We start from the raw sequence: 12,471 nt of genomic DNA on the forward strand, positions 1-12,471 counted from the left end.
GGGAGTGGGCGGGTGGTACGGGAGCCGCAGCCGGTACGACACATAACGATCCCGTAACGAAAGTGTCCTGAATGGGTGGTTTCAACGGAAATGACCAGCCCTGATGGGCTTATGCCTGAACCGAATCAGACGCGTTTACGGCACCACCCCACTTTTGCAATGAATTGCATGGCCTGGCGCGTCGGTGATGCGCATCGTGCCGGGATGACCAACAGCGCCCCTTCCACCCACTTCGCTCCACTACGACCCGTCCTGCGCCGCCACTTGCTCCACCTCCAGGCCACGCCCATCACCCTGCGTTCGTTCCAGCGCACCGACCTGCCACGCTGGCGTGCCTTCGACGACCGTCGCCAGCGCGGCCAACGGCCGTCCTACGGCATTGATGAAGAGGCGCGGTTCCTCGCCAGCGTCTATCGTTCACGCCTGCAGGAAGACAACGACCTGCTGGTGCTGGGTGTGTTCGACGACGTGCAGGGCGTACTGCACGACCAGCTGCATATCCGCCTGCAGTCGCTGCACTCGCGCTGCGCCGAGCTGCAATCGCTGCAGCACCGGCACCCCCATCCGCAGGCGGCACTGCGGGCACTGTGCCCGTTCCTGTTCGACGATGTCGGCCTGCACCGCCTCTTCGTGCTGCTGCCGCCAGGCTGCACCAGCCCGTTTGCCCAGGCGCTGCAGGCCCATGGGTTCATCCGCGAAGGGATCCTGCGCGACTACCATCTGGACGCGCAGGGATGGCATGACCGTCAGCTGCTGGCGCTGACCGCGTCGGCCTGGCGCAGCTGCCAGCAGCCGATCGGCTAGCGCACCCGCTCCAGTGCCGCACCGGCACCGGTCAAGACCGTGCAGGCATGGTCCTGTAGTTCCTCGCCGCTGGCATCGTTGCCGCTGGCGGCATCCACGCGGGTAGCTAGCAGGATGAAGCCGGGGCCGCCCCGCACCTCGCCGCGCCCGGCCACCACCAGGCTCCACTGGCCCACATCGCCCACGCCGCTCAGGCCATAGGCCAGCAGATTGAGCGGATTGGCGGTCAGTTCTGCACCGGGCAGCAGATAGGCCTGGTACTGATGCCCGCGCAGCGGCACCGGAAACGGTGACCAGCGCGGACCCAGCGCACCGGCATGTGCATCCAGTGCCTGCAGCACATCCGCGCGCAGGCAGTCGACATGGATATGCAGCTGGTGCTGCGAGCGACCGTGCGGCGAATTCAGTGCCAGGCTGGCCACGCTGCGCGGCAGCGGCCGGCCCAGGGCCTGTTCGGTATGCCCGCGCGCCTGCCAGGCGGCCGCAAAATAGTTGGGTACCCCACGCTGGTACAGGCCGTGGCTCTCGATGCCACTGACCTTGTCCAGCGGCATCAGCAGGAACTGGTAGTCACCGTGCGCATCCTTGACCAGCACGTCGCGGCGGTCGGCCGCCGTCTCCACCCGCAGGCAACTGCCACGCGGTCCTTCCACCGCCTTGCAGTCACGCTCGATCAAGCGCCACAGCGCATCGGAATGGGCCGGCGGTGGAGGTGGCGCGCTGGCGCAGGCGGACAACAGCAGCAGGGACGACAGCAGCAAAGGGCGCAGGGACACGGCAGCAACTCACGGAACAGGCACGGCAGACGGCGCCGCGCTGCATTCTAGCCAGTGCAGTGCTGCAGTCAGTAGGTGCCGAACGGCACTTCAACCACGAACGGGGCCTCGCCGTCGCCGCCCTGCAGGGTGTAGCGGTCCAGCGCGCCATCATCATCGGCGTGCGGCTGGCGCTGGAAATGCAGGGAATAACGGTTGTCGCCCAGCAGGACGGCACTGCCATCGTCCTCCAGGGCGGCGCCCTCGGGGATCAGCAGCCCACCCAGGTCGCTGTAGGCCCCGGGCACATCGGCGAAGCCGTAGTCTGCCAGTTCGTCCACACGCTGCATCGCATAGACATGCGGCAGATAAGGACGCGCCGGGCTGCGGCCATTGCTCAGGTCGGTCACCCAGGCCTGCGGCAGGTGGTACTGCTCGCGCAGCGCGGCCACGCCCAGCGACGGGCTGGCCACCTGCAGGCAACACACCGCCCGCTTGCCTTCACGGTCGAGGACGGCGAAACGGTCGCCGCGGGTCGCCGCCTGCGGCAGCATGGCGAAGGCCAGATTGCGCTGGGCCGGCGCGTAGCCGGCCTCGGTCTGAAGGTTGCGCCACGCGCCGAACACCGGCGTTTCCGCGGCTGCGGCCGGCACTGGCTCGGCGGCAGTGGCGGCACACGCCACGGCCAGCACCGATACTGCAAGTACCGTCATCGCCCTGCGCTTGTCGCGGAAACTGTCTGCCGTCATACCGTATCCAGCACCTGCACCGGAATGGCCCGGCCTGCCCGCTGGCGCGATGCCAGTCATCCCTCCCACTATGCAGTGGCTACGCCGTGCCGGCAATGACCGGGGCGCTGACGCCTTTCGCGCGCCGGGTGCTATCGTTCCGCCCATCTTCCCTGCGCAGGAGCGCTGTATGTCCGCCTTCCGTCTGTCCCTGTTGCTACCCGCGTCGGCCCTGCTGCTGTCGGCCTGCGTCAGCACCCCCGGTCCGCAGGTCAAGGGTACCGGCCACTGCGACGCCAGCCAGCTGGGCTGGGCAATCGGCCAGCCTGCCAATGAGCCCAACATCCGCCGCCTGTCCAGCGAAAGCGGTGCCGGCCTGGTCAACCCGATCGGCCCCAACACCATCACCACCAAGGACATCCGCCACGACCGCCTGCGTGTGTACGTGGACAAGGACAACATCATCACCGCCACCCGCTGCGAGTAGGCGCTGTAGAGCCGAGCCCATGCCCGGCTGCGCTTCCGTGACAGCCGAGCGCAGGCTCGGCTCTACAGCTCAGGGCTCGGTATACCCCGCGCAGTCCGGCAGCGCCTGGTCGGGGTGGAACACCCCATCACTGAAGCGGAACAACCGCGTGTAGCTGCACGCCGGGTCCTGCTCGGTGCGCAGGTCCTTCTTCTTCAACGGCCCCTTGGCCAGCGAATCCTCGAAGCGTGAGACACCGGCCGGGAACCGCGTCGCCACCGTCTGGTAGCGCAGCACCGGCATGCCCCCGGCGGCGGTATCCAGCGCCAGCCTTGCCGAGAACCCGTACTCGTCGTGGCAGGCACCGGCGCGCTGCTTCATGTCCTGCTCGCTGAAACAGGCGCGGATCATCGCGTTGCCCAGCCATGGCAGGGTCAGCACGTCGTCGTCCACCTGGATGTCATCCTGCAGGTGACGCACGCGCGCCAGCTGCAGCGTGGACGCGTCGGCACCACCGCCTGAGTACATCGTGCTGAATTTGACGATACCGCCCACCAGCACGTTCTGGCGGGCGCGCTGCCGCGGGTCGCTCACTGCCTCATCGCTGCCAACGCCAGGCGCAAGCCGCACGATCCACGGCCACAGCGAAAGCTCGCTTTCCTGCGGCACGTCGATGCTGACGTGGTAGACGTGCGGCTCGCTTTCGCCGGCCTCCCGTTCAGAGACTTCCAGCGTCGTCGGCCGATCGCCGTCCTCGGCCACCGGCTGCACACGCACGCACCAGGCACGATCGAGGGTGCAGTACTGCATGAGTGCTTCGCCCTGCCCTCCCTGTTCCAGCACCTGCCCCAGCGGCTCCATCACGTTGCCGGCGGCGTCGCGCTGCTGCGGCAGGATCGCGGACTGCGCCAGCACCAGCAGCGGTGTTGCCAGCAATGCAGCGCACAGGGTCGCGCGGGCAACGATGGTGGGCATGGGCGGCTCCTGCGTACGGGATTCCGATGGTAACCGCTGTCCGGGTGGGGCTGAGCCATGCTCGACGGCTGTCTGTCGGGAAGAGCAGCCGAGCATGGGCTCGGCTCTACATCATCCGCAGTCGCAGCCACCCCACCCTTTTTCCTTCGAGGTCTGGCCGATGCCCGGATTGAACGTATTGCTCGGGTCCAGCTGCCGATAGAACCCGGCCAGGGCCGGCTTGGCCGGGTACAGGTGGCCGACATTGTGCTCGGCCGGATACTCGGCGCCGCGCTGGTCCAGCAGCGCCCACATCGCGTGCTCGATCGCCATCGGGTCTTCGCCCTTGCGTGCGATGTAGTCCTGGTGGAACACATGGCACAGGAAGTGCCCGTAATACAGCTTGTGCAGCAGGCGGCCATCGATATCGGCCGGCAACTGCTCGAACCAGTCGGCATCATCGCGGCGCAGGGCGATGTCCAGCGCCACGATATCCTGCACCTGGTCCCGATGCACTTCGCGGTAGCGCACCGCCGCGCCGGCCACCGCGAAGCGATGCAGGAACGCCTTGCGCCCCTCATCGGCCGTGCAGTGGAAGTAACCACCCTCATGATCGGCGAAGAAGCCGCGCAGCCAGGCCTCGGTTGCCGCCGCGTCCTGTGCGGAGACCTTCAGCAACAGGTGATGCTCGTAGCGCTGGCGGAATTCACCCATGCGCCGGGGCAGGTGCGAGGGCAGCAGGCCGGTCAGCACCTGCATCACCCGGTCGGTCACCCCGCGCAGGCCCAGCCGCTCGAACCATCCATCGACCCGGCTCTTCAATGCGAACGCGGCGGGCACACGGGAAGTGCCGAGGCGGTCGATCAACAGGAAGCTGTCCTTGCCGTAGCGCTCGCCGATGTCATAGGCATCGCGGTGGATGTACTCGCCGGCAATCGGCAGGCGCTCGAAGCCGGTCAGCAGCTGGCGCCGGATCGCAGTGAGGCTGTCGGTGCGGTTGCTGCCGATGTAGAAGACCTCGGCGGGCTCCTTTTCGAAGGTATCCAGGCGCACCGCGAACACCGCCAGCTTGCCGGCCGAACCGGCCGCTTCGAAGTGGCGGCTGGGGTCGGCGTTGAAGCGTGCCGGCGTATCGGCATCGACCCGGCGCACTTCCTCGGCGTAGCGTGGATCAGACGCGGCGCGGCCATCGCCGTCACCCACGTCGTCAGCGGCATAGTCACCGGCCTGCAGGCGCTGCAGGATCTGCTCGGGCGTATCACCCAGCGCGATGCCGAGGTGGTTGACCAGCTGCAACTGGCCCTGCGCATCGACCTGCGCATACAGCGCCAGCTCGGTATAGGCCGGGCCACGGCGCACCAGCGCGCCGCCGGAGTTGTTGCAGATGCCGCCCAGCACCGAGGCGCCGATGCAGGAGGAGCCGATCACCGAATGCGGTTCGCGGCCCAGCGGTGCCAGGGTCTGCTCCAGGCGGTCGAGCGTGGCGCCGGGCAGGCACAGCACCTGGCGGCCCTCGTTCAACAGCTGGATGCCGGTCAGGCGCAGCGTGCTGACCAGCACGATCGGGCGCCCATAGTCGTCCCCATCCGGGGTCGAGCCACCGGTCAGGCCGGTATTGGCCGCCTGCAGGATGATCGCCGCTCCGCCCTGCACCGCTGCCTGCAGCACATACCACAGTTCCAGCAAGGTACCTGGGCGCACCACCGCCAGCACCGGGCCATCGCCGAAGCGGTAGCCACGACGGAAGCGGCGCGTGGTCTTGTCGCCGGTCAACACATGGCGGCTGCCGACCGCGTCGCGCAACTGCGCCAGCACGGCGTCATGGCCACTCATGGCAGGTTGACCAGCGAATCGCGGCTGATGTCGGCGATGCGGCGCGCGCCGGTCAGTGTCATCGCCACGCGCATCTCCTTGGCGATCAGGTCCAGCAGGTTGGCCACGCCGGCCTCGCCCTGCGCGGCCAGCGCATAGACGAAGGCGCGCCCCAGCAGCACGGTATCGGCCCCCAGCGCCAGCATGCGCACCACGTCCAGGCCGGTACGGATGCCCGAATCGGCGAGGATCTTCAGGTCGCCCTGCACCGCATCGGCGATGGCCGGCAATGCACGTGCGGTAGACAGCACGCCATCCAGCTGGCGACCACCGTGGTTGGAGACCACGATGCCATCGGCACCGAACCTGACCGCATCGCGCGCATCATCCGGGTCGAGGATGCCCTTGATCACCATCGGGCCCTTCCAGAACTCGCGGATCCACTCCAGGTCCTTCCACGAAATGGACGGATCGAAGTTGCTGCCCAGCCAGCCGATGTAATCCTCCAGCCCGGTCGGGTTGCCGCGGTAGGTGGAGATGTTGCCCAGGTCATGCGGACGGCCGAACAGGCCGACGTCCCACGCCCAGTGCGGATGGGTGACGGCCTGGCCGATGCGGCGCAGCGAGGCATTCGGGCCGCTCATGCCGGAGTGTGCGTCACGGTAGCGCGCGCCCGGCACCGGCATGTCCACGGTGAACACCAGCGTGGTCACGCCGGCGGCCTGTGCCCGCTCCAGCGCATTGCGCATGAAGCCACGGTCGCGCAGCACGTACAGCTGGAACCACATCGGCCGCTGGATGGCCGGTGCCACTTCCTCGATCGGGCACACCGATACGGTGGACAGGGTGAACGGGATGCCCCGGCTGTCGGCCGCGCGCGCCGCCTGCACTTCACCGCGGCGGGCATACATGCCGGTCAGGCCGACCGGCGCCAGCGCCACCGGCATTGCCAGCGTTTCGCCGAACAGCTCGGTTTCCAGGCTCAGGTCGGACATGTTGCGCAGGATGCGCTGGCGCAGCGCGATGTCGGACAGGTCGGAAACGTTGCGCTTCAGCGTGTGCTCGGCATACGCGCCGCCATCGATGTAGTGGAACAGGAACGGCGGCAGCCGGCGTTGCGCTGCGGCACGGTAATCGGTGGAGGCGGAGATGATCATGGGGTCAACCGTGTGGGGAAGGCAGGCGCGAGGCCCGCGCACGCCGGGCTTCGTTGTCATCGAGCGTGCGCAGCGTGGTGTGCACGAACTCGAGGTGGGCATGCGCGGCGGCGCGCGCGCGTTCGGGGTCGCCGGCCAGCACCGCATCCATCATTTCGCGGTGCTGGTCGGACAGGGGCGAGAAGGTCCTCGCCGAGGTGTAGAGCTTCTCGCGGCTCTGCGAGATGTTGGTCTGCAGCAGTTCGAACAGGCCGCGCATCACCTGCAGCAGCACCAGGTTGTGGGAGGCCTCGGCGATGGACAGGTGGAAGGCCGCGTCAGCCTCTGCTTCACCGGTGGGGTCGTCCTTGCCGTGCGCGTCCATCATGGTCTGGAAGGCCTGCGCGATGCGCGTACGGTCCTCATCGGTGGCTCGCAGCGCCGCATGCCAGGCAGTGGCACCTTCCAGCGCGTGGCGGATCTCCAGCACGTCAAAACGGTATTCCGGGTCGCCCTGGAACAGCGGCAGGTACGGCGCCAGCGGTTCATCCAGCGCCTGCCGCGCGCGCGCCGCCGGTTCGGCCACGTAGGTGCCGCCACCGATGCGTGCGGTCAGCAGGCCCTGGCTGGCCAGCTGCGCGATCGCCTCGCGCAGCGCGGTGCGCGAGACCCCCAGCTGCACCGCCAAGGTGCGCTCGGCGGGCAACCGGTCGCCCGGCCGCAGCCGCTGTTCCTGCACCAGGCCGCGCAGCTGCGCGGCCACCCTGTCCGAAATACGTTGCGTGCTCATGGCGCCATTGTGGCCCGAAGCGCACAGCGGGTGGTCGGCCAGCCATGCATGGCTCAGGGAATCATCCAGGTCAGCCAGTAGGCCTGGGCCAGGGTGATCAGGCCGACCATCGTGGTGAAAATCAGGCTGTGCTTGACGGTGAAGCGGAACAGGTCCGACTCCTTGCCGGCCAGGCCGACCGCCGCGCAGGCAATGGCAATCGACTGCGGCGAGATCATCTTGCCGGTAACGCCACCGGTGGTGTTGGCCGCCACCAGCAGCACGTCGGATACGCCGATCTGCTGCGCGGTGGTGGCCTGCAGCGCCGAGAACAGCGCATTGGACGAGGTATCCGAACCGGTCAGGAACACGCCCAGCCAGCCCAGGAACGGCGAGAAGAACGGGAACGCATCGCCGGTGTGCGCCAATGCCAGCGCCAGTGTTGCCGACAGGCCCGAGTAGTTGGCGATGAAGGCGAAGGCGAGCACCATGCCGATCGAGTAGATCGGCATGCGCAGCTCACGCACGGTTTCGCCGAAGGTCTGCAGCGCCGAGCGGGCCGGCATGCGCAGTGCGATGATCGCGATCACCGCCGCAAGGATGATCGCGGTGCCGGTGGCCGACAACCAGTCGAATTTGTAGATCGCCTCATAGCTGAGCGGCGCGTCGACGATCGGCGGCATCTTCTGCACCCTCTGGTCCAGGCCCGGCACCGGGAGCTTGAGCACCCAGCCTTCCAACGGGCCGCCTGCCGCGAACAGCGACTTGAACGGCCTGATGCTCCACAGCGTGACCATCGCGGTGAGGATCAGGAACGGCGACCACGCCTTGGCGATCTGGCCGACGCTGTAGCGTGGTGCCTCCAGTGCCTGCGCGGCCGCCTCGGCGCTGGTTTCGGTATCGAAGCGGAAGATCCGTGCCGGCTTCCAGCGGCGCAGGAACAGGGTCAGGCACACCAGCGACGCCAGCGAGGCGGTGATGTCCGGCAGCTCCGGGCCGATGAAGTTCGAGGTGAGGTACTGCGCGATGGCGAACGAGCCACCGGCCACCAGCACCGCCGGCCAGGTTTCCCTGATGCCACGCCAGCCATCCATGATGGCCATGATCCAGAACAGCACGATCACAGTCAGGAACGGCAGCTGGCGGCCGGCCATCTGGCCGATCTCGAATGCATCCAGGCCGGTGACCTGCCCGGCCACGATGATCGGAATGCCCATCGCACCGAACGCCACCGGCGCAGTGTTGACGATCAGGCACAGGCCGGCGGCATACAGCGGCTTGAAGCCCAGCCCGACCAGCAGCGCCGCCGTGATCGCCACCGGCGCACCGAAGCCGGCCGCGCCTTCCAGGAAGGCACCAAACGCGAAACCGACCATCAGCATCTGCAGGCGCTGGTCTTCGGTCACCGACAGGATCGAGGCGCGGATGATGTCGAACTGACCGGTCTTGACCGAGACCTTGTAGAGGAACACCGCGCCGATGATGATCCAGGCGATCGGCCACAGGCCGTAGACGAAGCCGAAACCGGCCGCGCCCAGCGCCTGGCTCAACGGCATGCGGTAGAACAACAGGGCCACGCCAAGCGCGATGGCCACGGTGATCGTGCCGGCCAGCCAGCCCTTCATGCGCAGCACCGCAAGGGCAACGAAGAAGAACGCGATCGGCAGCAGCGCGATCAGGCTGGACAACCACAGGTTGCCGGCGGGGTCGTACAGGTGTTGCCAGGGCTGCATGAAGGCTCTCGACTGGGGCGGGATGTGCTCCACCGCAGGCGGTGGGTCGCCGTGGCTGTCGACTATTGGTCGTACCAATAATGATTTCGATCAGACCACTTGCAGCGGATTTAACCGCCGCTCCGACGAAGTGCCTATTAGACCATAGGGCTAGACTTCATATTGGTCCGACCATTACGGCTCTCATGGTAGTGGCGGCCGCTGGCCGGCAACTAGACCTTCCCTACGGAATCCTTTTCTCCAACCGCCGCATCACCGCCAGCACCAGCACGCACAGCACGCTCACCCCGATGGCGATCACGTACTTGCTGATCCCCACCGCAATCCCGATGGCCGCTGCCATGATCAGCGAGCTGGCCGTGGTCAGGCCGCTGACCTGGTCCTCGCGTGACCCACGCAGGATGGTGCCAGCGGCAACGAAGCCGACACAGGCCACCACCGCTTCGATCAGGCGCACCGGATCGACCTGCAGCAGGTCGCGGTAGCGCTCCTGCTGGAAATGCTCGGCCACCGAGTCGCCGAGGCCGACGATCAGCGCAGCGGCCCCCGCGATCAGCATGTGCGTACGCAGGCCAGCGGCGTGCTTGCCCATCTCGCGCTCGACGCCGAGCACGCCGCCAAACAGCATCGCTGCGGCTACGCGCAGCAGGATCGAGACATCCTGGGTGAGTTCCATGGTCAAGCTCCGGGGTTTTCCCGGAGCGTCGCGTGGCCCCCGTGGCACAGAGGTGAAGGCCACGCCACAGTCCGTTCACCCGGTAGCGCCGGGCGACACCCGGCGGCACCGCACCCTGCGTTCAACGCATCACTGCGCCAGGTAGCCACCATCGATGGCGTAGTACGCGCCGGTCGCAAACGAGGCGTCGTCGCTGGCCAACCAGGCCACCAATGCCGCCACTTCCTCGGCCGTGCCCAGCCGCTTCAGCGCGTGCCGTCCTTCCAGCGTGGCGCGCACCTTCGGGTCCATCTTCTCCAGCAGCGGTGTGCTGATGAAACCCGGACCCACCGCGTTGACACGGATGCCGTCGGCCGCATGTTCCCACGCGGCGGTCTGGGTCAGCCCGACCACGCCGTGCTTGGCCGCCGCATAAGCGGTGGAACCGGCATAGCCCACCTGGCCCAGGATCGAGGCCATGTTGATGATGCTGCCGCCGGTTCCAGCGGCCCGCATTGCCTGGATCTGCGCACGCTGGCACAGGAACACACTGGTGAGGTTGACGTCGATGACCCGCTGCCAGCCCTCGATCGGATAGTCGCCGCTGCTGGCCGCCGGCCCGCCGATACCGGCGTTGTTGACCGCCACATGCAGGCCGTCAAGTTCCTTGACCGTGCGCTGCACCGCCGCCTCCACCGCTGCATCGTCGGTGACGTCCAGCGCGATGCCGATGGCCTGTGCGCCGGTGCTGCGCAACTGCGCCACGGTGGCATCCACCGCATCCTGCTTGAGGTCCCAGACCGAAATACGGGCACCGGATGCGGCCAGCGTCTGTGCCACGGCCAGGCCGATGCCCGACACGCCGCCGGTCACGATCGCGGTCTTGCCGGTCAGCTGGTAATCAATCATCTGCATTCTCCATCGGTGGGGGTAGCGATGCGGCGCGCGGCCGCCAATCCATCACCTTACGCCGGCCGCTGTGACGAGCAGACCAACAGCCTGTCCGCGGATGATCGTTCCAGCAATGAAACCTCAACCGAAGTTCATGTAGGGAATCAAGTACGGATATAGCGGCAAAACGCTGGCGTATGTCCGGCACCCCGTTCAACTTGGCCGTAATGACCAATCGGTTTGACCGTATTCAAATCCCCTGCGAATGATTCGCAGCGACAATGGGAAACGTTTCCAGTTTCTTCGACACATTTTTTCCAACCTGGCGTTTTCCGGCCTTCCAGGCTGCCCGCTACGCGGGGCAGCACATGGGCCATGGTGCCAGCGCCTCCCCTCCTGTACGTGCCGAGCGATGTCCCGATACTTCACCTTTGCCGATTACCGCCGCTTCGGCCAACGCCACGGCTTCGATTACCGCGCTGATCCGGAACACCTGCGCGACGACCAGTGGGCCGGCCGCGGCGAAGTCAACGAACAGTTCATGCGCGGTGGCATGAGCCTGATCGCCTCCGACGTGCATAACCGGTTCCCCTATGTGGCGACCGCGCAACAGCGGCCCGGGCTCGCCATCCGCGTGATGCTGCAGGGCCAGGTCGACGTGCGTATCCCGCGACGCGGAAGTTTCACCCTGCGTGCCGGCACCGCGATGACCGCCCACCATCGCGACCAGATCGAGATGACCGGGGCGCACCCCGGCGAAACGCGCCTGCGCGGGGTCAGCGTGATCGTGCCGGGTGGCATCGACGCGGATGTTTTCCAGATGCCACAGCTGGAAAAAGCGCTTGGCACGCACCTGGAATGCCGCCACTGGGCCATTCCCCACGCCATGCTGCCGGTGCTGGGCCAGTTGTTCGACAGCCCGTGGCAGGACGGCATCGACGCGCTGTGGCGCGAAGGCGTGGCATTGCAGCTGCTGGCCCTCGGCCTGCAGGCCGAGGATCTGCAGACCGACCCGGTGCGCACGCTGCGTGCCGGCCAGCGCGAGCGCCTGGAACGGGTACGCAGTTACCTGCATGACGACCCCAGCCATGCACACAGCCTGGTCGAGCTGGCCCGGCTGGCCTGCATGAGCCCCAGCTCATTGCGCCGCCATTTTGCCCAGCAGTATGGAAGTTCGGTGTTCGACTACCTGCATGAACAGCGCATGCGCCATGCCGAACAGGGCCTGCGCGAAAACGGATGGACGGTTGAGCAGGCCGCCGCCGCCAGCGGCTACCGCCACCCCAGCAACTTCGCCGCCGCGTTCCGCAAGCGCTTCGGTCTGGTCCCCAGCCGCTGGCGTACGGGCCCCTCGAAGGTGGGGTGAGGATCCCCGCTCCGGTAGGTGTCGACCTTGGTCGACACGCTCCTGCACCGTCGCGGATGCCGGCCAGCGGCCGGCACTACCAAAGCCGCCTGATTCGACATGCCATGACTCAGCCTCGGTAGGTGTCGACCTTGGTCGACACGGTCCTGCATCGTCGCCGATGCCGGCCAGCGGCCGGCACTACCAAAGCCGCCCGATTCGACATGCCATGGCTCAGCCCCGGTAGGTGTCGACCTTGGTCGACACGCTCTCGCGCCGTCGTGGATGCCGGCCAGCGGCCGGCACTACCAAAGCCGCCCGATTCGACATGTCATGACTCAGCCCCGGTAGGTGTCGACCTTGGTCGACACGCTCTCGCGCCGTCGCGGATGCCGGCCAGCGGCCGGCACTACCAAAGCCGCC

At 67.2% G+C, this 12,471-nt stretch carries 12 protein-coding genes; 3 read left to right on the forward strand and 9 right to left on the reverse strand.

All coding sequences use genetic code 11. The features are described from left to right. Nucleotides 1-168 precede the first annotated feature (168 nt). On the forward strand, nucleotides 169-804 hold the full coding sequence (locus tag AC5P8F_RS18235; protein ID WP_014647486.1) for a GNAT family N-acetyltransferase: 636 nt from the start codon (nucleotides 169-171) through the stop codon (nucleotides 802-804). Here AC5P8F_RS18235 and AC5P8F_RS18240 read toward each other — a convergent pair. Next, a complete protein-coding gene (locus AC5P8F_RS18240) occupies nucleotides 801-1,580 on the reverse strand; it encodes a CDP-diacylglycerol diphosphatase (protein WP_041863570.1) in 780 nt (259 codons plus the stop codon). The two genes, AC5P8F_RS18235 and AC5P8F_RS18240, sit on opposite strands and share 4 nt — an antisense overlap. A gap of 68 nt (nucleotides 1,581-1,648) precedes the next feature. After that, a complete protein-coding gene (locus tag AC5P8F_RS18245; protein WP_069118248.1) occupies nucleotides 1,649-2,308 on the reverse strand; it encodes a decarboxylase in 660 nt (219 codons plus the stop codon). Nucleotides 2,309-2,477: 169 nt separating this feature from the next. On the opposite strand from AC5P8F_RS18245, the gene AC5P8F_RS18250 reads away from it, so the two are divergent. Then, the gene (locus AC5P8F_RS18250) at nucleotides 2,478-2,774 is read left to right on the forward strand and encodes a hypothetical protein (RefSeq protein WP_014037553.1); all 297 of its coding nucleotides are present in this window, start codon (nucleotides 2,478-2,480) and stop codon (nucleotides 2,772-2,774) included. A gap of 69 nt (nucleotides 2,775-2,843) precedes the next feature. On the opposite strand, the gene AC5P8F_RS18255 is transcribed toward AC5P8F_RS18250, so the two are convergent. The 7 genes from AC5P8F_RS18255 to AC5P8F_RS18285 form a co-directional block, all read right to left on the reverse strand. After that, nucleotides 2,844-3,728: a hypothetical protein gene (locus AC5P8F_RS18255; protein WP_478405963.1), complete on the reverse strand. Its 885-nt coding sequence runs from the start codon at nucleotides 3,726-3,728 to the stop codon at nucleotides 2,844-2,846. 111 nt (nucleotides 3,729-3,839) lie between these two features. After that, nucleotides 3,840-5,540 (reverse strand): D-lactate dehydrogenase, encoded by a 1,701-nt coding sequence (gene dld / locus AC5P8F_RS18260; RefSeq protein ID WP_495220422.1) that lies wholly within the window; start codon nucleotides 5,538-5,540, stop codon nucleotides 3,840-3,842. After that, nucleotides 5,537-6,676: an FMN-dependent L-lactate dehydrogenase LldD gene (gene lldD / locus AC5P8F_RS18265; protein ID WP_014647492.1), complete on the reverse strand. Its 1,140-nt coding sequence runs from the start codon at nucleotides 6,674-6,676 to the stop codon at nucleotides 5,537-5,539. The genes dld and lldD overlap by 4 nt, the downstream gene beginning before the upstream one ends. Before the next feature lie 4 nt (nucleotides 6,677-6,680). Continuing rightward, nucleotides 6,681-7,445 (reverse strand): transcriptional regulator LldR, encoded by a 765-nt coding sequence (gene lldR / locus AC5P8F_RS18270; protein WP_014647493.1) that lies wholly within the window; start codon nucleotides 7,443-7,445, stop codon nucleotides 6,681-6,683. Nucleotides 7,446-7,498: 53 nt separating this feature from the next. Next, nucleotides 7,499-9,157, reverse strand: coding sequence for an L-lactate permease (gene lldP, locus AC5P8F_RS18275; RefSeq protein ID WP_495220421.1), 1,659 nt, complete (start codon nucleotides 9,155-9,157; stop codon nucleotides 7,499-7,501). Between the two features lie 223 nt (nucleotides 9,158-9,380). After that, nucleotides 9,381-9,833 (reverse strand): MgtC/SapB family protein, encoded by a 453-nt coding sequence (locus tag AC5P8F_RS18280; protein WP_014647495.1) that lies wholly within the window; start codon nucleotides 9,831-9,833, stop codon nucleotides 9,381-9,383. A 129-nt stretch (nucleotides 9,834-9,962) separates the two neighbouring features. Further along, complete coding sequence (locus tag AC5P8F_RS18285; RefSeq protein ID WP_014647496.1) at nucleotides 9,963-10,721, reverse strand: SDR family NAD(P)-dependent oxidoreductase; 759 nt, start codon at nucleotides 10,719-10,721, stop codon at nucleotides 9,963-9,965. A gap of 394 nt (nucleotides 10,722-11,115) precedes the next feature. Here AC5P8F_RS18285 and AC5P8F_RS18290 point away from each other — a divergent pair, with 394 nt between their 5' ends. Next, nucleotides 11,116-12,069: a helix-turn-helix transcriptional regulator gene (locus tag AC5P8F_RS18290; RefSeq protein ID WP_049407541.1), complete on the forward strand. Its 954-nt coding sequence runs from the start codon at nucleotides 11,116-11,118 to the stop codon at nucleotides 12,067-12,069. Nucleotides 12,070-12,471: the final 402 nt, after the last annotated feature.

It is taken from the genome of Stenotrophomonas sp. YJH_SMC_69, from assembly GCF_059370495.1.

Coding starts and splice junctions, on each gene's coding strand:
- AC5P8F_RS18290 (WP_049407541.1), top strand. CDS start 11,116: ATGTCCCGATACTTCACCTTTGCCGATTACCGCCGCTTCGGCCAACGC.
- AC5P8F_RS18285 (WP_014647496.1), bottom strand. CDS start 10,721: ATGATTGATTACCAGCTGACCGGCAAGACCGCGATCGTGACCGGCGGC.
- AC5P8F_RS18245 (WP_069118248.1), bottom strand. CDS start 2,308: ATGACGGCAGACAGTTTCCGCGACAAGCGCAGGGCGATGACGGTACTT.
- lldR (WP_014647493.1), bottom strand. CDS start 7,445: ATGAGCACGCAACGTATTTCGGACAGGGTGGCCGCGCAGCTGCGCGGC.
- AC5P8F_RS18250 (WP_014037553.1), top strand. CDS start 2,478: ATGTCCGCCTTCCGTCTGTCCCTGTTGCTACCCGCGTCGGCCCTGCTG.
- dld (WP_495220422.1), bottom strand. CDS start 5,540: ATGAGTGGCCATGACGCCGTGCTGGCGCAGTTGCGCGACGCGGTCGGC.
- lldP (WP_495220421.1), bottom strand. CDS start 9,157: ATGCAGCCCTGGCAACACCTGTACGACCCCGCCGGCAACCTGTGGTTG.
- AC5P8F_RS18280 (WP_014647495.1), bottom strand. CDS start 9,833: ATGGAACTCACCCAGGATGTCTCGATCCTGCTGCGCGTAGCCGCAGCG.
- AC5P8F_RS18255 (WP_478405963.1), bottom strand. CDS start 3,728: ATGCCCACCATCGTTGCCCGCGCGACCCTGTGCGCTGCATTGCTGGCA.
- lldD (WP_014647492.1), bottom strand. CDS start 6,676: ATGATCATCTCCGCCTCCACCGATTACCGTGCCGCAGCGCAACGCCGG.
- AC5P8F_RS18235 (WP_014647486.1), top strand. CDS start 169: ATGGCCTGGCGCGTCGGTGATGCGCATCGTGCCGGGATGACCAACAGC.